This window comes from Nonomuraea sp. NPDC050310 (genome assembly GCF_040655795.1).
Lineage (GTDB): Bacteria > Actinomycetota > Actinomycetes > Streptosporangiales > Streptosporangiaceae > Nonomuraea.
Map to the genome: position 1 here is coordinate 185200 of NZ_JBFAKP010000007.1, position 18520 is coordinate 203719.

An 18520-nucleotide genomic window follows, 5' to 3' on the forward strand; every position below is an offset into this window, starting at 1 on the left:
GGGGGTGAACCCCTTCGCTCGGTTACGCGCCGACCTGGCCGCCGGCCGCAACCTGGAGATCTATCTGACCGCGCTGATCGCCCTGGGCGTGGGCGTCCTCGGTGTCGTGGGCACCGTGGACGCCGAGGTCATCAGCGCCGCGATCCTGGCCACGCTCGCCCTGCTCGCCGTCAACGCGCTCGGTCCGCGCCAGCAGGCCGACGAGCTGAAGGAGCAGGTCGGCCGGCTCAACCGGCTGGTCGAGGAGCGGATCGCCGGGTCGGTTTCGGCCGAGGCCTTCCTGACGACCACCCGCGCCGGGCTGGAGGAGCAGATCGCCCGGGCGCACGACATCCGGCTGTGCGGGGTGACGCTGAGCCGTACCGTCCGCAACCTGGTCGGCGAGCTGGAGGACCGGTTGCGGCGGGGCGCCTCCGTCAAGATCCTGCTGATCGACGCCGAGCCCGGCGTGCTCGACCAGGCGGCCAAACGCAGCACCATCCCCGACCACCCGGAGGTCTTCGGTCACCGGGTCCGCGCCACCACCGACCTGCTGCGCCACCTGGCGGCCCTGCCGGACGCCACCGGGCGGCTGGAGGTGCGGCTGCTGCCGTTCGTCCCGGCCTTCGGCGTGGTGCTGATCGACCCGGACAGCACCGGCGGGGTGCTCCACGTCGAGCTGGGCACGCACAGCTCGGCGCGGCCCGACCCGGTCTTCACGCTCACCGCGCAGCGCGACCCGCGCTGGTTCCGGCACTTCCACGGCGAGTTCGACCGCATGTGGGAGGCCGGCCGCCCGGCGTCCGTGCAGGACGGGTTCCCGGCGGCCGGCCCGATCGGCGAGGGGGCTCAGGGCGCGTCGTAGCCCAGGGTGTAGGCGCCACCTCCCTGGTAGGCGTGGACGCGGTAGCGGTAGTAGCCGGCGGTGCCGGTGTAGCTGAGCGTCTCGTCGGGCCCGGAGGTGGCGCCCTGCGCGACGGACGCCCAGGTGGAGCCGTTCCACTTCTGCAGGTACAGGTCGTAGTCGGTGCCGGCCGGGCCGTCGAGGCAGGCGCGGTGCGCGCCGGTCGTGGTGGTCTGGAAGTACTGGCCGTCCGGCTGGTACTGGCTGGCGCCGCTGGTCAGCGAGCCGGTCTTGGTCGTCTCGAAGCCCGCGCAGCCCTGCGGGGGACCGCCGCCGACGGTGAGCGCGAAGGTGGCGGTCCGGGTCGCCGAGGCGCCCGTGCCGGTCACGGTGACCTGGTACGTCCCGGCCGGCGTCTGCGCGGTGGTCGCCAGGGTCAGCGTCGAGCTGCCGCCGGCCTGGATGACCTGGGGCGCGAAGGTGGCGGTCGCGCCGGCGGGCAGGCCGGAGGCGGCCAGCGTGATCTGCTGCGCCTGCCCGCCGGTGACCGCGCTGGACACCGTCGAGGTCGCCGACTGCCCCGCCGGCACGTTCGCCGAGGTGGGCGACAGCGCCAGCGAGAAGTCGTTGCCGCCGGTGGGCGGGGTGTTGTCGATCAGGCCCGAGATCTCGTTGTAGACCTCGGTGATCCGGGTACCCCAGTTGGGACAGCCGCCCAGGTGGTGCAGGGCGATCACCTTGTGGCTGGAGGCGGCCAGCACCGGCGAGCCGGAGTTGCCGCCCGAGGTGTCGCAGCGGTAGCCGGTGTTGACCCCGGAGGACACCACGTCGATCTTGCAGGTGGCGCCGCCCTGGGTCTCCTCGAACAGCGACAGCCGCTTGGGCAGCACGTCGCCGTGGCCGGGGATGTAGATCCGCTCCCCGGCGACCGGCGGGCGCGGGTCGAGGTAGAGCGTGCCGTACTGCTGGATCGCGGCGAAGTTGTTCACGCTGAACAGGGCGTAGTCGAGCGCGTTGAGGTTGCTGGACTTCAGGAACTGCGCGCCGCTGACCTTGGTGCCCGCGCGCGGGTCGTTGCCGCCGCAGGTGGCGCACTGGTAGTCGAACTGGAACTCGCTGGCCGCCAGGTCCGCGGCGCTCTCCATGCAGTGGTAGTTGGTCAGCATGCGGTTGGTGTTGCCGACCCGCCAGGCCGTGCAGCTGCCCAGGCCGTCGAGGAGCTGGCGGGCGACGGCGTTGCTGCGGGCGAACTCGGTGGGGTGGCTGTCGCGGTAGCAGACGACGTCGCGCCGGGCGTCGGTGCCGCAGACCGAGAAGGACCGGGGCGCGCGGGCCGCGGCCTCGTCCTTGGTGAAGCCGCGGTAGTAGCGGTCGACGACCGCGCCGTAGCCCTGCCGGGTGAGCCGGGAGGCGGATCGTGATCCGGCGGCGTGCAGCGTCACCACGGCGGTGTCGCCGTCGACGGACAACGCGGCGAAGCCGGGCGTGCCGTGCACCGTGTGCCCGGAGCCGCCGGTGTTGGCGCCGAGCGTGGGGTCGCCGTAGTAGGTGTGCACCTCGCGGCCGTCGGGCGAGGCCACCGTGAGGTGGTCGCCGGGGACGAGCTTGAGCGCGCTGAAGTGCACCTTGACGTAGCTGGAGCCCGGCCGCCTGATCTCGGCCGACCACTGCCGGCCGGACGCGCCATAGCGCAGGGTGAGCTCGGCCTCCTGCTGCTCGCCGACCGGGGTGACCGGGTCGGCGTGCCGCACGTGCCGGGCGGCTGCCGCCGCCGGTTCGGATGTGCGCGGTACGGCTGCCGCCGCTGCCGCTGGTTGGGGTGCTCGCGGTACGGCTGCCGCGGCCGGGAAGGGGATCGCGAGGATCGTGGCCGCTGCCACGATCGCGGTCCGGAGCCTGTGACGCATGCCGATGGACCTCCGCCCTGGGGGGAAAGACGGTTGGCCGAGGCTAACCCCGCACTTGCTCAGTAGCGGTATCCGTCACCGCTACTGAACCTGCGACCTGGGTGTCCAGGCCTATGCTGTCGGATCATGAGCGTCACTCTCAGCGACTCCGCGCGTAAGATCCTCGGCGGCCCGAACACCGGCATCCTGGCCACCCTCAACCCCGACGGCAGCCCGCAGACCTCGGCGGTCTGGGTCGGCCTCGACGGCGACGACGTGGTCATCTCCTCCCAGGCCGGGCGGCGCAAGGTCCGCAACGTCGAGCGCGACCCGCGGGTCAGCCTCAGCGTGTTCGACCTCGCCGACCCCGAGAGCTACGTCGAGGTGCGGGGCGTGGCCACGGTCACCGAGGACGAGGGGCGGCGGCTGGCCGTGTCGCTGGCCGAGAAGTACGAGGGCGCCGGGGCGGGGGAGGCCTATCTGGCCCTGCCGCCGGAGGCGGTGCGGGTGGAGATCCGGATCACGCCGGAGCGCGTGGTGGGCAACGCGGCCTGACCGGCCTTACCCGGCTGAGGCCAGGATGCGGAGCGCGTCGGCGGAGCCCGCGTCGTGCGGGGTGTAGATCTCCAGCCGGTGGTCGGGGCTGTCCGGCTGGAGCCACACCTGGTAGTCCACGCTGGCCCGGCCGACCGTCGGGTGGTTCAGGTGCATGGTCCCGACGGTGCAGTCGGAGACCTCGCCGACCGCCCACATCCGGGCGAACTCGTCGCTGCGCATGGTCAGCTCGCCGATCAGCGCCGCCAGCTTCGCGTCCGTCGGGAAGCGGCCCGCGGTCAGCCGCAGGTAGGCGACGTGGATGCGGGCCAGCTCCGCCCAGTTGCGGTGCAGGTCGCGGGTGAACGGGTCGAGGAAGAACAATCGCGGCACCGACGGCCGCTCGCCGGGGGACAGGTCGAAGGGCAGGTGCTCGGCGAACAGCGCGTGCCCGGTGCGGTTCCAGGCCAGCACGTCGCCCCGGCGGCCCAGGACGATCGCCGGCGTCGTCTCGCCCAGCGCCGCCAGCAGCGCGAGCACCCTGGGGTGCGGGTCCTCCGGCGGCGGCTCGGCCAGGCCGGGGGTCGCGGGCTGGCGGGCGAGGTTGTGCAGGTGGGCGCGCTCGATCCGGTCGAGTCGCAGCACCCGGGCCAGCGCGTCTAGCACCTGCTCGGAGGCGGTGCCGGCCTGTCCCTGCTCAAGGCGGGTGTAGTAGCCCGCGCTCACCCCCGCGAGCTGGGCCAGCTCCTCGCGCCGCAGGCCGGGCACCCGGCGTGCGGTGCCGAAGGTGCGCAGCCCGATCTGCTGCGGTGTGATCCGCGCGCGGCGGCCGCGCAGGAACGTCCCCAGGTCTTCCATGCCGTCGAGCCTAGGGCGGGCGGCGGGCGCGTGGGTGACCCTGCTGGGTGCACCCTCGGCAGGGGGATGGTTGCGCGGGCCGCGCCGGCGGAGCCTCGACCACATGTCCCGACATGTCACCCCACACCGCACCCAACACCCTGACCAGCATCCCGGTCGCCCCGCCGGCCAGCCTTCTGATCGGCCCGCTGATCCACACTCCGACCAGCCCCCTGGCCAGCCCCCTGGCCAGCACCCTGACCGGCCCTCTGGTCACCGCCCTGACCGCCCTGCCCCTCGGCGGCCATCGGCTGGGTTGCGGTCCTGGCTCGGCCTGCTGGCCGTCCTCGGTCCCGTCCTGCTGGTCTCCATGGACGGGTCCATCCTGTTCCTGGCCATGCCGCGGATCAGCCGCGAGCTGACCCCCACCGCCGACCAGGCGCTGTGGATCCTCGACGGGTACGGCTTCGCGGTCGGTTCCCTGCTGATCGCCTTCGGCAACCTCGGCGACCGGTACGGCAGGCTCAAGCTGCTCATGATCGGCACCGCCGCGTTCGGAGCCGCCTCGGCGGCGGCCGCCTTCGCCCCGGACGCCGGGCTCCTCATCGCCGCCCGGCTGCTGATGGGCGTGGCCGGCGCGACCCTCCTGCCCTCCGCCCTGGCCGTGCTGAGCGAGCTGTTCACCGACCCGGGACATCGGGCCCGCGCGATCGGCATCTTCGCCGCGACCTTCGCGGCCGGTTTCGCCGTCGGGCCGATCGCCGGGGGCGTGCTGCTGGAGCGCTTCTGGTGGGGCTCGGTCTTCCTGATCAACCTGCCGGTCGTCGCGTTGTTCCTCCTCGCCGCGCCCGTGGTGCTCCGCGAGGTCCGCGCCCGGCGTCCCGGCGGGGTGGACGCGCTCAGCGTCGTCACCTCCGCGGCGGGCCTGCTGCTGGCCGGGTACGCGGTCAAGCACACCGCGGCGGAGGGCCTCGCCGCGGGGCCGGTCGCCCTGGGCGTGGCCGGGGTGGTGCTGCTGGGCTGGTTCGTGCGCAGGCAACGGCTGCTCGCGCACCCGCTGATCGACTTCGCCCTCTTCCGCGACCGCGTCTTCACCGTGGCGATCATCACCGGGCTGCTGCCGCTGGCCGCCTGGTCGGCCACCGCGTACCTGGCCGGCGGCTACCTGCAGTCGGTGCTCGGCCTGGCGGTGCTGGACGCCGCGCTGCTCGCCCTTCCCGGAGCTGCCGTCCTCATCCTGACCTGTGTGGTCACGCCGCACGTCGTCGAGCGGATCGGGCGGCGGACCGCTCTGATCCTGTGCCACTTCGCCATCGCCGCCGGGTTGCTGCTCCTGCTGCCCGGCGGGGTCGGCTGGTACGTGGCCTCCACCGTGGTGGCCGGGCTCGGGTACGGGCTGAGCTTCAGCGTCGTGGCCGACACCGCTGTCGGTGCGGTTCCGGTGGAGCGGGCGGGGGCGGCGGGGGCGATCGCGGAGACCGGGAACGAACTGGGGAACGCTCTGGGCATCGCGGTGTTCGGGTCGCTCGCCGTACTGGTCTTCCGCCTTCAGGGGCCGGACCTCGCGCCGACCCTGGCCGAGACGTTGCGGCTGCCCGGTCTGGCCGCCGCGGCGGCGGAGGAGGCCAAGGCGGCTTTCGTCACCGGGCTCCGCGTGGTGGCCGCGGTCGCGGCCGGGCTGCACGCGGCGCTCGGCGTCCTCACCCTGCGGTGGCTGCCCAGGTGACCGCCCGATCGGTGAGCCGGACCAAAAGGTCAGCGGGTGGGTTGAAACGGGGGCCGGTTCGGTCAGTCGGTGGGTTCGGGCTCCTGATCGGGCTCGTCGGGGCCCTCGCGTTCGGTCTTCCGCTGTTCGGCCTCGGCCTTCGCCTCGGGGTCGGCCGGCGGGTCGACCGGTTCGGCCGGGATGGGCCGCGCGGTCTGCCGCACCTCGACGCCGGCCCGCTCCACCCGCATGTCGCTCTCCCCGTTCACCTGTCCGACGGCGGCGGGCAGTTCCTCGGGCAACGTGTCCTCGTTCATGCCGCGGCTACTGCCCGGCCGGCTGGTCACCAACCCTGACGCCGTACGCGGCGAGGAAGACCCGGACCGCGGAGTCGGCGTAGTGCTCGAGCTCGGCGTCCCGGAAGGTGACCTCGTCGCCGCAGAACATCACCTTGTTCACCGGGATGGAGGTGACCAGCCAGGTGAAGTGGTTGGCGGCCAGCACGGCGTCCTCGACGCGGAGCAGCCCGCGCCCGGCGAGCTGCTCGAAGGCGGCGGCGAGGGCGGCGTGCACCCGTCCGGGCCCGGCCTCGAAATAGGCGTTGCCCAGGTTCGGGAACCGGCCCGCCTCGGCGATCACCAGGCGGCGCACGCGCAGGTGCGCGGGCCGGGTGAGGGCGTGCACGAAGTTGCGGGCGACCTCGCGCAGCGTGGGCTCCAGGTCGTCGGCGGCGGCCAGCTTGCGCAGGGCGTCCTGGAAGATCTCGTCGATGCCGGTCAGCCGGTCGAGCACGATCTGCTCGAACAGCGCCTCCTTGCGGCCGAAGTGCTTGTAGATCGTCTGCTTGGACGCCCCGGCGGCGGCGGCGATCTCGTCGGTCTTGGCGCCGACGTAGCCGTCACGGAGGAAGACCTCCAGGGCCGCGTCCATGATCCGGCGGCGTACTTCGGCCTGTGCCATGCGAGGACCTCCGAACGGGGGATTGACCGTGAGCGTACAGTACCGTACGGTTCACCCCAGTACAGTACCGTACGGTACACCCCCTCCGGGAAAGGGAGCCACGCCATGGGAACGGTCAAGTCCAAGGACGGCACGACCATCGCCTTCGACGTCTGGGGCGAGGGCCGCCCGCTGATCATCGTGGACGGCGCGACCGCCTACCGCGGGGTCAACCCGCTCAACGCCGAGGTGGCCGGTCTGCTGAGCGACGAGTTCCGGGTCTACGCCTACGACCGCCGGGGCCGCGGCGAGAGCGGTGACACCCCGCCCTACGCGATCGAGCGGGAGATCGAGGACATCGCCGCGCTGATCGACGACGCCGGCGCGCCGGCCATGGTCTTCGGCTGGTCCTCCGGCGCGGTCCTGACCCTCGACGCGGCGGCGGCCGGGCTGCCGATCACGCACGTGGGCCTGTTCGAGCCGCCCTTCGTCGTCGACGACAGCCGGCCGCCGCTGCCCGGCGACTACGTCGAGCGGCTCGACGCCGCGGTGGCCGCCGGCCGGCCGGGGGACGCGATGGAGTTGTTCATGACCGCGGCGGTCGGCGGCAGCGCCGAGGACGTGGCCGGGTTCCGGCAGACGCCGTACTGGTCCACCTTCGAGGCGGTCGCGCACACCATCGCCTACGACGGGCGGATCATGGGCACCACCATGTCGGGTGCGCCGCTGCCGGCCGGCCGCTGGGCCGCGATCACCGCGCCCGTGCTGGTCATGCACGGCCTCGACACCATGCCGTGGCTCGTCACCGGGGCCCGCGCGGCGGCCGAGGCGCTGCCCACGGCCGAGCTGCGAGCCGTACCGGGCGAGAACCACGGGACCACCGCGGACGTGCTGGCCCCGCAGCTCCGGCAGTTCGCCCAGAAGCGCTGAGCGCAGGAGGGCTGAGCGCAGGAGGGCTGAGTTCGGGAGCGCTCAATGCGGGAGTGCTGGGTGCCGGGGGCTAGGCCCGGCCCGCCGGGGCGGTGGCGGCGGCCCGGCGGCGGGGGCCGCTCGCGGCGGTGGCGGCCAGCACGCCGGTGAGGATGAGCGCGAGGCCGGCGATCATCACCGCGTCCGGCACCTCGTGGAAGAAGGGGACGGCGAGGACCGCGGTGAGCACCGGGCTGAGCGCGCCGAGCGCCGAGGCGGTCCGCGAGCCGATGCGCCGCACCGCGAAGGAGTAGCAGAGCGTCGACAGCACGCCGACGGCGACGCCCTGCACGCCCGCGATGGCGAGGATGTCGGGGACGGTGGAGTCGCCGCGCAACATCCGAGTGTCGAGCAGCCCGGCGGCCATCGCCACGATCGTGGCCAGCAGCGACGGCACCGCGATGACCAGCACGACCTCGACCGGCTTCAGCCCGGCCCGGCCGAGCGCCAGGGTGTAGCCGCTCCACAGCGCCCCGGCGGCCAGCAGGAGCACGATCCCGGCGGCGGGCACGCCGTTCGGCCCGAGGACGAGCGTCACCACCACGCCCGCCACGATCGGCGCCAGCGCGAGCAGCCGCACCCGGCCGGGCCGCTCGCGCAGCAGGACGAAGGCCAGCAGGCTGACGAACAGCGGCACCGTGCCCGGGATGACCAGCCCGACGAGCGAGGCGGTCGAGGCGGCGCCACCCGCCTCCGACAGCAGCAGGAACGGCAGCCCGGCCCCCACCGCCACCCCGGTCAGCGCCGGGAGCGGCAGCTCGCGGCACCGCCGCAGCGTCCGTGGCAGCCACGGCAGCAGCAGCGCCACCGGTACGGCGAAGCGGAGCAGGGCCAGGTCGCCGGGCGTGAGGCTGGAGGAGGCGACGCTCCGGATGCTGAGCGCGTAGGCGGCCCACACGGTCACGGCGAGCATCATCGCGCCCAGCCCCACGGCGGACCGTTCCGTGGTTCGGCTGCCCGTCATCTCTCTCCTCCTGCTCGGTGACTTAGGAGAATAGGGAAGAGGACGGAGCAGCCGATTGCCGATCATGCCGGGTTTCGCGGTGATATTAGCAGAATCTGCTACGAATGAGGGATGGATGAGATCGACCTGATGATCGTCAGGGAGCTGGAGCTCGACGGCCGGCTGACCAACCAGGAGCTGGCCGACCGGGTGGGCCTGTCGCCCTCGCCCTGCCTGCGCCGGGTCCGGCGGCTCGAACGCGACGGGGTGATCACCGGGTACGCGGCGAACGTGGACCCGCGGGCGGTCGGGCTGACCATCACGGCGTTCGTCCGGATCCGCCTCGACTCGCACGCGGCCGAGGTCGTCCACCAGGTCGAGGAGCGCATCCGCGAGATCGACAGCATCGTCGAGGCCTATCTCATGGCGGGCGACACCGACTACCTGCTCCGCGTGGTGGTGGACAGCTTCCTCAGCTATGAGGAGCTGCTGCGCACCGAGATCCGCACCATCCCGTCGCTCGCCTCGATCGAGACCTCGTTCGCCTTCGGCATGCCGAAGCCCCGCTCGCCGCTGCCGGTCACCATGCGGCCCTGACCGCCTCGCGGGCGTCAGAGGCTCAGGTCGAAGCCCCCGGCGGCGAGCGTGGTCAGGAAGGCGGCCGGGTCGACGAGCTGCTCGATGTGCCCCACCCCTGGCGGCAGGGCCGGCAGCTTGCCGATGAGCTGGGCCGCGACCCGGCCGGTGGCGCGGCTCTGGGCCCGGCCGGTGAAGGACGCGTGCGCCCGGCCCGTGGAGACGGTCACCGCGAAGCCGTCGCCGCCGATGTGCACCCGCTCCAGCGAGCGCCGCACCCAGCGGTGGCGCAGGAGGCGGGCGAGCGCGGGGATCCGGGCCGCCGCGAGCACGCCGGTGAGCATCCCCGAATCCAGGCACAGGCCGGTGCGCGCGTGGGGGACGCCGAGCGTGCCGGGCAGGGTGAACTGGTCGGCGAACGGGAAGCGGTGGACGGTCCGCCTGCCGTACGGGGCGGGGAAGGTCATCGGCCACGAGCCGTCGAGGACGCCGAGGCCGTCGAGGGTCCAGGCGAGCGCGGCCGGGCCGTGCCGCTCGCCCGCGCCGAGCAGCACGCCGATGCGCAGCTCGCTCGCCGCCGGGTCGCGCTCGGCGACGTGCCGGGCCAGCAGGTTGGTGACGCCGGGGACCAGGCCGACGCTGAGCACGGCCGTCGCTTCGTTGCGCACGGCCAGGTCGTGGAGGTCCTCGATCGCGGCGAGCTGGGCGTGCGAGGCGGTGACGTCCAGGTAGTCGATGCCGCGTTCCAGGCAGGCACGGGCGACGCGGGCGTTGTCGAGCTCGGCGCACATGAGCACGGTGTCCACGCCCTCCAGGGCGGCGGCCAGCGCGGCGGGGTCGGTGGCGTCCACCCGCACCGGACGCGCCCCGGGCACCGGCCGCGGGTTGCGGCCACCGACGAGCAGCGTGGCTCCGGGCAGGCCGGCGGCGAGCGCGCCGACGGCGTGCCGGCCGACGGCGCCGTGCCCGCCCAGGACGAGGATCGTGGTCATCGGAGCCCGTCCGACAGGGTTTTTATAGTCACACTAAGAGAATGTTTTTGTAGTGCTGCTACAGTCAAGCGGATGAGAGGGACGTCACAGGAGAAGGTCGACGGCCGCGCCGCCCGCGCGCAGGCCACCCGCGCCCGCCTCGTCCGGGCGGCCGGGGAGTTGTTCGTCGCCGACGGCTACACCGCGACGAGCATCGGCGCGATCGCGGCCCGGGCGGGGGTGAGTGAGCAGACGGTGTACTACGCCTTCGGCACCAAGAAGGCGATCCTCGCCACCGCGCTCGACCAGGCGGTGGCGGGGGACGACCGGCCCGTGCCCACGCTGGAACGCCCCTGGGTCCGGGCCGCGCTCGACGACCCGGACCCGCGCGGCCAGCTCCGCCGCCAGGTGGCCGGAGCGGGGGAGATCTACCTGCGCGCCGCGCCGCTGCTCGACGTGGTGCGCAGCGCCGCGCCGACCGATCCCGACCTGGGCGAGCTGTGGGCTGCCAACCTCGCCCAGCGGCTCGCCGTCCTGCGGGTCTTCGCCGAGGCGCTGGCGGACAAGACGCCGTTGCGCGCCGGCCTGACCCCCGAGACGGCGGCCGACATCGCGCTGGCCGTTCAATCGCCCGAGACCTACACGCTCCTGGTCGGCGAGCGGAGGTGGAGCCATGCGGCCTGGCGGGCCTGGGTGGAGTCGACGCTCCTCGCCGTGCTCACCACCCTGCCGCCGGAGCCGCCCGCGGGGTGACCCGGCTGTTGGTGTGCAGGTAGCGCGCCTTCCCGTCCTGGAAGTCGTAGAGCGCCACGACCTGAGGGTCCTCCAGTGGGTCGGGGGAGCGGGTGACGAAGTGGGTCTCGCTGACCGGCAGCAGGTCGTAGTCGATCCGGTCCGGCCGGCCCAGGAACTCGGCCTCCATCGGGTTGAGGTGGAAGCTGAGCGTCAGCGTCCCGTCCCGGCTGCCCACGTCGTAGCGCAGGCCGGGCCGCTCGTAGCGGCCGGTGTACCGGCCCGGGTCGAGCCGCAGGGTGGGGTCGGGAGCCGGCAGGTCCGGTACGGCGGGCGCGCCCACGGAGGTGAGGATCTCGCTCATCGCCCGCCGGTAGAAGCCGTCGCGCGGCCCGCCGTTCACCGTCATGGCGACCGCCAGGCCCAGCTCGGGCAGGATCCGCAGCCGGGCGTTGTGGCCGATCGTGCTGCCGTCGTGGCCGTAGACCTCCACGCCGGACCAGGTGTCGGCGAGCAGGCCGAGCGCCCACTCCCGGCCGAGCGAGTAGGGCTCGGGCAGGGGGACGCGCGAGCCGGTCATCTCGCGGACGAGCCCGGGCGAGAGGATCCGCGTGCCGTCCGCCGCCATGCCCTCGTCGAGCAGGAGGCGGGCCAGGGCGAGGACCTCGCGCGGCGTCGAGGTCATCGTCCCGCTGGGGCCGAACAGCCGCGGCAGGTGGCTCAGCGGGGAGACGATCGGGCCCTCGTCGGGTGAGCGGACCAGGTGCCCGGTGGCGATCCGCGCCGGGTCGGCCAGCTCCCGGCGGCTGCTGGTACGGCTCAGCCCCAGCGGCCGGACGAGCCGGTCGGTGAGGATGTCGTCCCACGGCCTGCCGTCGATCACCTCCATGACGCGGGCCAGGATCGCGTAACCGAGCGCCGCGCTGTACCCGTGGGTGTGGCCCAGCGGGTGGACCTGGGGAGCGCCGGCGATGCCCGCGACCATGCGCTCGTAGACGTCGTCGTCCTCGCCGGGATCGCCGAAGTCCTCCTCGATGCCGTGCGTGTGGTTGAGCAGGTGGCGGGGCGTGACCTTGGCGGAGACCTCGGGGTCGGCGACCTTGAAGCCGGGCAGGAAGGCGCGGACCGGCTCGTCCAGTGCGGCCTTGCCCTCCTCGACGAACCGCAGGAAGGTCACCGCGGTCCAGGTCTTGGTCAGCGAGCCGATCTGGAAGGCCGTGCCGGTCGTGACCGGTTCGCCGGTGGTGACGTCGGCGACGCCGAGCGCGAAGTCGGTGACCTCGCCGTCGCGCAGGAGGCCGACCGAGGCGCCGGGGATCCGGTACTCGGCGAGCAGGCCGGCCAGGCGGGCCTCCAGGGCGGTGGTGTCCACGCTCACTTCTGCAGGCCCACCGCGTTGGCCGCGTCCGCCTCGAGGAACTCGGTGGTGGCGTAGGGGCCGGCGTGGGCCTCGAACAGCTCGCGGACGGCGTCGATGGAGTCGTGCTTGACGACGTTCACCGCTCTGGTGCCGTCGGTGCTGGCGACGGCCAGCTTCCAGGCGGCGTTCCGGGGGAGCTTGCCGTACGCGGACTTGACCGCGTTCCAGAAGCGGCTCTGGTCGGAGACGGCGGAAATCGCCATGACATGCATGGGGCTGCCTTTCCTCGGCGTTTGCATCTGCGGAAAGGCTACGTTGCGTTTCATGAAGCGTCAACATGAAATAGTGCAGCGTTGCAATAGAGCTGACGGGAAACGCAATGAGCCGTTGCACTATAGTGTTGGTGAACGCCACAGGAGGTGACCGGATGCCCGGGGGCAGGCTGACCCTTGACGACCGCCGGCGGATCGCGGATTGGCTGGTCGAAGGGGTGGGATACGCGGAGATCGGCAGGCGGCTGGGGCGGCCGACCTCGACCGTCAGCCGGGAGGTCGCGCGCAACGGCGGGCCGGGCGGATATCGGGCCGACGGAGCCCAGCGAGCCGCGGGCCGCCGCTCGCCTCGCCGTACGACCGGGCCGGCCGGAGGCGTCCCGGCGGGGACGGCCGAGGCCGTGGGGACGGACTCCGAGCAGACGCGGGCCTTGCTGGAGCGGCTCGCGACGGCCCTGGCCGCCACCGGCCTGCCCCGGATGCCCGCGCGGGTGTTCACCTGCCTGCTCACCGCCGACACCGACAGCCGCACCGCCGCCGAACTGGTCCGGCTGCTGCGGGTCAGCCCCGCCTCGATCTCCAAGGCCATCGGCTACCTGGAGGCCATGGACCTGGTCGGGCGCAGGCTCGACCCGTCCGGGCGGCGGGAGCAGTACTTCATCGACGACGACGTCTGGTTCCGCGCCTGGCGCTCCGACACCGGCGCGCACGCCGAGGTGGCCGAGGCGGCGCGGCGGGGGATCGAGCTCCTCGGCCCCGGCTCGGCGGCGGCGGAGCGGCTGGAGCGGATGCGCGGCTTCTTCGGGCGGCTCAGCGACCACATGGGCGACGGAGGCGTCACGGCCGCGGTGGCCGGGGACGCGCTGACCATGGTCGCGGCGCTCGTGCACGCGGGTGCGCCGCGCACCGAGGCCGACCTCGCGCAGGCCCTCGGGTGGGAGCCGGACCGGGCCGCCGCCGCCCTCGGCACGCTCGACCGGCGGCCGGAGATCGCCGACCCGCTCCAGCTCGTGCGCACCCCCGCGGGCGCCTGGACGCTCGGCCTGCGCCCCGAACGCCTCACCCCGGCCCAGCGCGAGGCCCTCCACCGCGCGCCCCGCCCCTGAAGACCGGCACGGCAAGGAGCCGCGTCACCCCGAGGCCGGCCACCGGGGTCTACATGGCCAGTCCCTGGACCGCGTACACCCCCGACACCCCCACCGCCAGCACCCCCAGCAGCAGCCGCAGCCCCGGCTCGGGCAGCCGCGGCTGCAGGTGCGCGCCCAGGTAGCCGCCGATCAGCCCGCCCAGCCCGCACAGCAGCCCCAGCGCCCACTCGGGCGCGATGTCGCCCGGCGTGGCCAGGGCGAGGACGGCGTAGGTGGCCGCCCCGGCGATCGAGGTGACGAAGGTCGAGGCCAGCGCGGCCGGCGCGACCCGGGTGACCGGCAGGCCGCGCCCGGCCAGGATCGGCCCGAGCAGCGACCCGCCGCCGATGCCGTAGATCCCGCCGACGACCCCCACGGCTAGGGCCAGCGTGGTGATCGCCCGCGGCGAGGGCCCGGCCGGTTCGGGCGCGGGCCCCTTGGAGGGGCGCAGGGTCCGCAGGCACAGCCACAGCCCGAGCGGCAGCAGCAGCCCCGCGACCAGGAGCCGGAAGACCTGCCCGCCGGGCAGCACGAACACCCGCAGCACCGCTCCGGCGACCACGCCGGGCAGCGTGCCGAGGACGAGCAGCCGGGTCAGCGCCCCGCCGAGCTCGCCGCGCCTGCCGTACCGCAGAAGCGCGCCCGGCGTGGCCACCACGTTGAACAGCAGGTTCGTCGGCGTCACCGCCGGGCTCGGCACCTGCAGCACGCTGAGCTGGACCGGGAGCAGGAACACCGCCCCGGACACCCCGACCGGCGCGGTCACCGCCGCGATCAGCAACCCCGAGGCGAACCCGAGCGCCGCCTGCCACCAGGTCATCCCCCACCCGCCCCTCGACGCCCGCTCCAGGATGGCACGCGGATTCGCCTATTCTGGTCGCTGCACCACACGCTCCCACGTCCCCCAAGGCGGTTTGTTCATGGCCGGTACGGCACGCCCCATCACCCTCGTCGGCACGCCCGTGCTGCACACCCCGTGCCGCCCGGTCGAGCGCTTCGACGACGAGCTGGCCGCGCTGGTGGAGGACATGTTCGCCAGCATGTACGAGGCCAACGGCGTGGGCCTGGCGGCCAACCAGATCGGCGTCGGCCTGCGGGTCTTCGTCTACGACTGCCCGGACGGCGACGACGTCTACCAGAAGGGCGTGATCGTCAACCCGACGCTGGAGCTGCCCGCGCACAAGGACCGCAACCTCGACCCCGACGACGAGGGCTGCCTGTCGGTGCCCGGCCCGCGCGCCGTGGTGGGACGGCCCGACCTCGCCACCTGCCACGGCTTCGACGTCACCGGCGCGCCGGTGACCGTCCACGGCACCGGGGTGCTGGCCCGCTGCCTGCAGCACGAGAGCGACCACCTGGACGGCATGCTCTACATCGACCGGCTGTCGGCCGCCGCGCGCAAGGCCGTCCTGGCCGAATTCCGCGAGCGCCAGAACGCTGCCTCGGGCTCCTGAGACCGGCCGGTCTCCGCTCGCACTCGCGTCACCTTGCTACCATCCGTGGATGACCGAGCGCCTCACCGCCGCCCTGATCAGCCAGGCGGCCGAACGGCTCCGGCCCGTGGTGCGCCGCACCGCCCTGGAGCCCAACCACCGGCTGTCCGGACTGCTGGGCGGGCCGGTGCTGCTCAAGCGCGAGGACACCCAGATCTGCCGCTCCTACAAGGTGCGCGGCGCGTTCAACCTCATCGCCTCGCTGACCCGGGCCGAGCGCGAGCGTGGCGTGGTCTGCGCCAGCGCGGGCAACCACGGCCAGGGCGTGGCGTTCGTCTGCGCGCGGCTCGGCATCGACGGCCGCGTCTACGTCCCGTCCACCACGCCCCGGCAGAAGCGTGAGCGCATCGCCGCGCTCGGCGGCGACCGGGTGGAGGTGGTCGTCGGCGGCGGCACCTACGACGAGGCCAGCACCGCCGCGCACGACGACAGCGACCGCACCGGCGCGATCTACGTGCACCCCTTCGACGACGTGCGCACGATGGCCGGCCAGGGCACGGTCGGCATGGAACTGCTCGACCAGTCGGCCGAGCCGCCGCACACCGTCGTCGTGCCGGTCGGCGGCGGCGGCCTGATCAGCGGCCTGGCCGTCTGGCTGCGCGAGCACTCCCCGGCCACCCGCATCGTCGGCGCGGAGCCGGCCGGCGCGGCCAGCATGCGCGCCGCCCTCGACCACGGCGGCCCGCTCGCGCTGCCCGAGCTGGACACCTTCGTGGACGGCGCGGCCGTCGGCCGGGTCGGCGAGGCCACCTTCCCGCTCGTCAGGGACCTGGTCGACGAGGTGGTCCCGGTGGACGAGGGCGCGGTCTGCACCGAGATGCTCGACCTCTACCAGACCGACGGCATCATCGCCGAGCCCGCCGGCGCCCTGGCCGGCGCCGCCGCCCGCGAGCTCCTGCCGTACGGCGCGCCCGGCCCGGTGGTCTGCGTGGTCTCGGGCGGCAACAACGACGTCAGCCGCTACACCGAGGTGCTGGAACGCTCCCTGGTGCACATCGGGCTGCGGCACTACTTCCTGGTGACCTTCCCGCAGCGCCCCGGCGCCCTGCGGCACTTCCTGGACGAGGTGCTGGGCGAGGGCGAGGACATCATCGCCTTCGAGTACGTCAAGAAGAACAACCGCGAGACCGGCCCGGCGCTGGTCGGCATCGAGCTGGAGCGCGCCGCCGACCTGGACAGCCTGCTGGTGCGGATGAAGGCCAGCCCGCTGACCGTCGAGCGCATCCCGCCCGGCTCCCCGCTGGCCACCTTCCTGCTCTGACCGGCCCGAGGCGGCGCGTTGACCGCCGAAACGGCGCCCGGCTACCGTCGTCGCCTGACGTCCAGCACCCCGGTGGGAGAGATCCGTGACCGTGCACGAGGCCGGCATCGGCCGCTACTACGAGGACTTCGTCGTCGGCGACGTCCATCAGCACCCGCTGGGCCGCACCATCAGCGAGGCCGACAACACCTGGTTCACGTTGCTGACCATGAACACCAACCAGAACCACTTCAACGCCCACTTCGCCGAGCGCGCCCCCTACGGCAGGATCATCGCCAACTCCGGGCTGACCGTGGCGATCGTGCTGGGCCTGTCGGTGGCCGACATGAGCCAGACCGCGATCATGAACCTCGGCTGGGAGGAGATCAAGCTGAGCCACCCGGTCTTCATCGGCGACACGATCTACGCCGAGTCGCTGGTGCTCGGCAAGCGCGAGTCGGCCTCGCGGCCGTACGCTGGGATCGTCTCCTGCCACACCCGGGGCCTCAACCAGGACGGCGACGAGATCATGTCCTGGCGGCGCACGGTCATGGTCTACAAGCGTGACGCTCCGCACGACAAGGGCTATTTCCCACAGGCCAAGAACGGCCCGCTGGCCGCCTCGTCGTGATTCGGCGGAATTCCTGATTGGTGCAAGATGCCACCGATTGTTAAGGTCTTCTGGGCGCCCGATTCCGGCGCCCGAAACCGGGGACAGAGGGGGGTGAGCGTGCGATGACGACAACAGGCGGACACCAGCGCTTGAATGGACTGCCGCCGGCTTGGCCGGGCGACCGTTACGAGGTCCTGTGCGAGCGCCGCACGCCCTTCAGCCCCACGCGCGACCGCTACCACTTCTCCCGGTACGCCGTGGAGTCGGCCCGCGCCCTGGAGCAGGCCGGCCTGGCCACCCGGGTCGCGGTGATCCGGATGGCCGACCAGACGGTCATCTACGACCCTGCCGTGGGCGTGGAGCTCCCCGCCGACCAGTGGTGATCCGCCCGCGCCTCGTTCAGTCCCACGTCAGGCTGACGACGCGCTCGAAGGTCACGTAGCCCGCGCGGTGGAAGGCGGCGGCCATCGGCACGTTGCCGACGTCGGTCGCCGCCCGGATGCGCGGCACGTCCTGGGCGGCCAGCAGGCGGGTGCCCTCGGCCAGGATGTCGTCGATATAGCCGTGGCCCCGGTGCGAGGGCAGCACGGCGAGGTAACCGATCACCGCGTTGTAGTCGTTGCGTCCAGGGGTGACGAAGCCGACCGGTTCGCCGTCCGGCAGCGTCGCGATCCGCCACCACTCGCGCGGGCTGCGCAGGCGGGCCAGCTCCTGCTCGAAGTGCTTGCGGGCGGCGTCGGCGGCCGGCATCCGGGTGAGGTCGGCCCGGCTGTGCGCGTCCAGGGTGCCGTCCAGCACCCGGGTCATCAGCGCGAGCAGTTCGCCGTCCCCGTTCACCGGCCGGAAGGCCAGGCGGCCGCTCGGCGGGGGCAACGGCGTGCCCGGCCGCCACTCCAGGCGCAGGCGCTCGACGAGTGGCCGCGCGCCGGTCCGTCCGATCACCGCCAGGCGCCGCTCGACGGCGAGCCGGTCCGGCGCGGAGTCGCGCCAATCGGGCGGGACGAAGCGGAGGTACTCCGGCGGGACGGCCCCGGCCGGGACCACCTCGGCGAGCGCGGCCCGCAGCAGGCGCTCGCCGGCCGCCACCGGGCCGGGGCCCGGATCGTCGTCGTCGAGGTCGAAGACGTCGAGCAGGAACGGCGTCTTGGCCCGGGCCTGGCCCCACCAGGCGGCCCTGGCCAGCAGCCGGTCGCCGCGCAGGGCGACCCACAGCCAGCCGGGGCGGCGGCGTCCGCCGGCGAGGTCGCCGGCCAGTTCCTCGTCCAGGACGTACGGCAGGCGCCGGAAGAGCTCGAGCTCCTCCGGCCCGGTGATCGGGCGGATGGTCAGGTCGTCAGGTGCAAGGGTCACGGCACGCTCCAGGGGAGGGGCGCCGGACTCCGGGGTTCAGACGTGGACCGCACCCCTGGAGGACTTCGGCGCGGTGATCGGGCGGATCATGGCTCGTCCCTCCTCTCCGTGTTCGTGGTCGTCCCAGATCTACCCCCGGCCCCGGCCGGC

Annotated in this window: 21 protein-coding genes; 11 read left to right on the plus strand and 10 right to left on the minus strand. The window is 73.5% G+C overall.

Annotated elements, in window-relative coordinates; all coding sequences use genetic code 11:
* The first annotated feature begins 4 nt into the window (after positions 1-4).
* Positions 5-844 carry a hypothetical protein gene (locus AB0I67_RS19810; protein ID WP_357925337.1) on the plus strand — a complete coding sequence of 280 codons (840 nt, stop codon included), beginning with the start codon at positions 5-7 and terminating at the stop codon, positions 842-844.
* On the opposite strand, the gene AB0I67_RS19815 is transcribed toward AB0I67_RS19810, so the two are convergent.
* A complete protein-coding gene (locus AB0I67_RS19815; protein WP_357925340.1) occupies positions 829-2730 on the minus strand; it encodes a serine protease in 1902 nt (633 codons plus the stop codon). The genes AB0I67_RS19810 and AB0I67_RS19815 overlap by 16 nt on opposite strands.
* A gap of 126 nt (positions 2731-2856) precedes the next feature.
* On the opposite strand from AB0I67_RS19815, the gene AB0I67_RS19820 reads away from it, so the two are divergent.
* Complete coding sequence (locus AB0I67_RS19820; RefSeq protein WP_357925342.1) at positions 2857-3264, plus strand: PPOX class F420-dependent oxidoreductase; 408 nt, start codon at positions 2857-2859, stop codon at positions 3262-3264.
* 6 nt (positions 3265-3270) lie between these two features.
* On the opposite strand, the gene AB0I67_RS19825 is transcribed toward AB0I67_RS19820, so the two are convergent.
* Positions 3271-4101: a helix-turn-helix transcriptional regulator gene (locus AB0I67_RS19825; RefSeq protein ID WP_357925345.1), complete on the minus strand. Its 831-nt coding sequence runs from the start codon at positions 4099-4101 to the stop codon at positions 3271-3273.
* Between the two features lie 295 nt (positions 4102-4396).
* On the opposite strand from AB0I67_RS19825, the gene AB0I67_RS19830 reads away from it, so the two are divergent.
* A complete protein-coding gene (locus tag AB0I67_RS19830; RefSeq protein WP_357925348.1) occupies positions 4397-5806 on the plus strand; it encodes an MFS transporter in 1410 nt (469 codons plus the stop codon).
* Positions 5807-5868: 62 nt separating this feature from the next.
* Here the strand turns inward: AB0I67_RS19830 and AB0I67_RS19835 are convergent, their stop codons facing one another.
* Positions 5869-6102: a hypothetical protein gene (locus AB0I67_RS19835; RefSeq protein ID WP_357925350.1), complete on the minus strand. Its 234-nt coding sequence runs from the start codon at positions 6100-6102 to the stop codon at positions 5869-5871.
* A gap of 7 nt (positions 6103-6109) precedes the next feature.
* Entirely contained in the window at positions 6110-6745 is a 636-nt protein-coding gene (locus AB0I67_RS19840; RefSeq protein ID WP_357925352.1) for a TetR/AcrR family transcriptional regulator, read from the minus strand.
* A gap of 105 nt (positions 6746-6850) precedes the next feature.
* On the opposite strand from AB0I67_RS19840, the gene AB0I67_RS19845 reads away from it, so the two are divergent.
* Positions 6851-7654 carry an alpha/beta hydrolase gene (locus AB0I67_RS19845; RefSeq protein ID WP_357925355.1) on the plus strand — a complete coding sequence of 268 codons (804 nt, stop codon included), beginning with the start codon at positions 6851-6853 and terminating at the stop codon, positions 7652-7654.
* Positions 7655-7724: 70 nt separating this feature from the next.
* Here the strand turns inward: AB0I67_RS19845 and AB0I67_RS19850 are convergent, their stop codons facing one another.
* Complete coding sequence (locus AB0I67_RS19850) at positions 7725-8657, minus strand: DMT family transporter (RefSeq protein WP_357925358.1); 933 nt, start codon at positions 8655-8657, stop codon at positions 7725-7727.
* Between the two features lie 111 nt (positions 8658-8768).
* Here AB0I67_RS19850 and AB0I67_RS19855 point away from each other — a divergent pair, with 111 nt between their 5' ends.
* Positions 8769-9233 (plus strand): Lrp/AsnC family transcriptional regulator, encoded by a 465-nt coding sequence (locus tag AB0I67_RS19855; protein WP_357925361.1) that lies wholly within the window; start codon positions 8769-8771, stop codon positions 9231-9233.
* Positions 9234-9247: 14 nt separating this feature from the next.
* On the opposite strand, the gene AB0I67_RS19860 is transcribed toward AB0I67_RS19855, so the two are convergent.
* Positions 9248-10204 carry an NAD(P)H-binding protein gene (locus AB0I67_RS19860; RefSeq protein WP_357925363.1) on the minus strand — a complete coding sequence of 319 codons (957 nt, stop codon included), beginning with the start codon at positions 10202-10204 and terminating at the stop codon, positions 9248-9250.
* 72 nt (positions 10205-10276) lie between these two features.
* Between AB0I67_RS19860 and AB0I67_RS19865 the strand changes: the two genes are divergently transcribed.
* Positions 10277-10936 (plus strand): TetR/AcrR family transcriptional regulator, encoded by a 660-nt coding sequence (locus tag AB0I67_RS19865; protein WP_357925367.1) that lies wholly within the window; start codon positions 10277-10279, stop codon positions 10934-10936.
* Here the strand turns inward: AB0I67_RS19865 and AB0I67_RS19870 are convergent.
* Positions 10902-12287 carry a serine hydrolase domain-containing protein gene (locus AB0I67_RS19870; protein ID WP_357925370.1) on the minus strand — a complete coding sequence of 462 codons (1386 nt, stop codon included), beginning with the start codon at positions 12285-12287 and terminating at the stop codon, positions 10902-10904. The genes AB0I67_RS19865 and AB0I67_RS19870 overlap by 35 nt on opposite strands.
* A gap of 2 nt (positions 12288-12289) precedes the next feature.
* A complete protein-coding gene (locus AB0I67_RS19875; RefSeq protein WP_357925373.1) occupies positions 12290-12538 on the minus strand; it encodes a hypothetical protein in 249 nt (82 codons plus the stop codon).
* Between the two features lie 140 nt (positions 12539-12678).
* On the opposite strand from AB0I67_RS19875, the gene AB0I67_RS19880 reads away from it, so the two are divergent.
* The gene (locus AB0I67_RS19880) at positions 12679-13653 is read left to right on the plus strand and encodes a helix-turn-helix domain-containing protein (protein WP_357925376.1); all 975 of its coding nucleotides are present in this window, start codon (positions 12679-12681) and stop codon (positions 13651-13653) included.
* 49 nt (positions 13654-13702) lie between these two features.
* Here AB0I67_RS19880 and AB0I67_RS19885 read toward each other — a convergent pair whose 3' ends face one another.
* On the minus strand, positions 13703-14494 hold the full coding sequence (locus AB0I67_RS19885) for a sulfite exporter TauE/SafE family protein (RefSeq protein ID WP_357925378.1): 792 nt from the start codon (positions 14492-14494) through the stop codon (positions 13703-13705).
* Between the two features lie 100 nt (positions 14495-14594).
* Here AB0I67_RS19885 and def point away from each other — a divergent pair, with 100 nt between their 5' ends.
* From def to AB0I67_RS19905, 4 genes are all read left to right on the plus strand, one after another.
* Positions 14595-15128, plus strand: a complete 534-nt coding sequence (gene def / locus AB0I67_RS19890) for a peptide deformylase (protein ID WP_357925380.1) — start codon at positions 14595-14597, stop codon at positions 15126-15128.
* 49 nt (positions 15129-15177) lie between these two features.
* Positions 15178-16428 carry a threonine ammonia-lyase IlvA gene (ilvA, locus tag AB0I67_RS19895; RefSeq protein ID WP_357925383.1) on the plus strand — a complete coding sequence of 417 codons (1251 nt, stop codon included), beginning with the start codon at positions 15178-15180 and terminating at the stop codon, positions 16426-16428.
* Positions 16429-16513: 85 nt separating this feature from the next.
* Positions 16514-17038, plus strand: coding sequence for a MaoC family dehydratase (locus tag AB0I67_RS19900; RefSeq protein WP_357925385.1), 525 nt, complete (start codon positions 16514-16516; stop codon positions 17036-17038).
* A gap of 104 nt (positions 17039-17142) precedes the next feature.
* Positions 17143-17403 carry a hypothetical protein gene (locus tag AB0I67_RS19905; protein WP_357925388.1) on the plus strand — a complete coding sequence of 87 codons (261 nt, stop codon included), beginning with the start codon at positions 17143-17145 and terminating at the stop codon, positions 17401-17403.
* 16 nt (positions 17404-17419) lie between these two features.
* Here the strand turns inward: AB0I67_RS19905 and AB0I67_RS19910 are convergent, their stop codons facing one another.
* A complete protein-coding gene (locus AB0I67_RS19910) occupies positions 17420-18370 on the minus strand; it encodes a GNAT family N-acetyltransferase (protein ID WP_357925391.1) in 951 nt (316 codons plus the stop codon).
* Between the last annotated feature and the right edge of the window lie 150 nt (positions 18371-18520).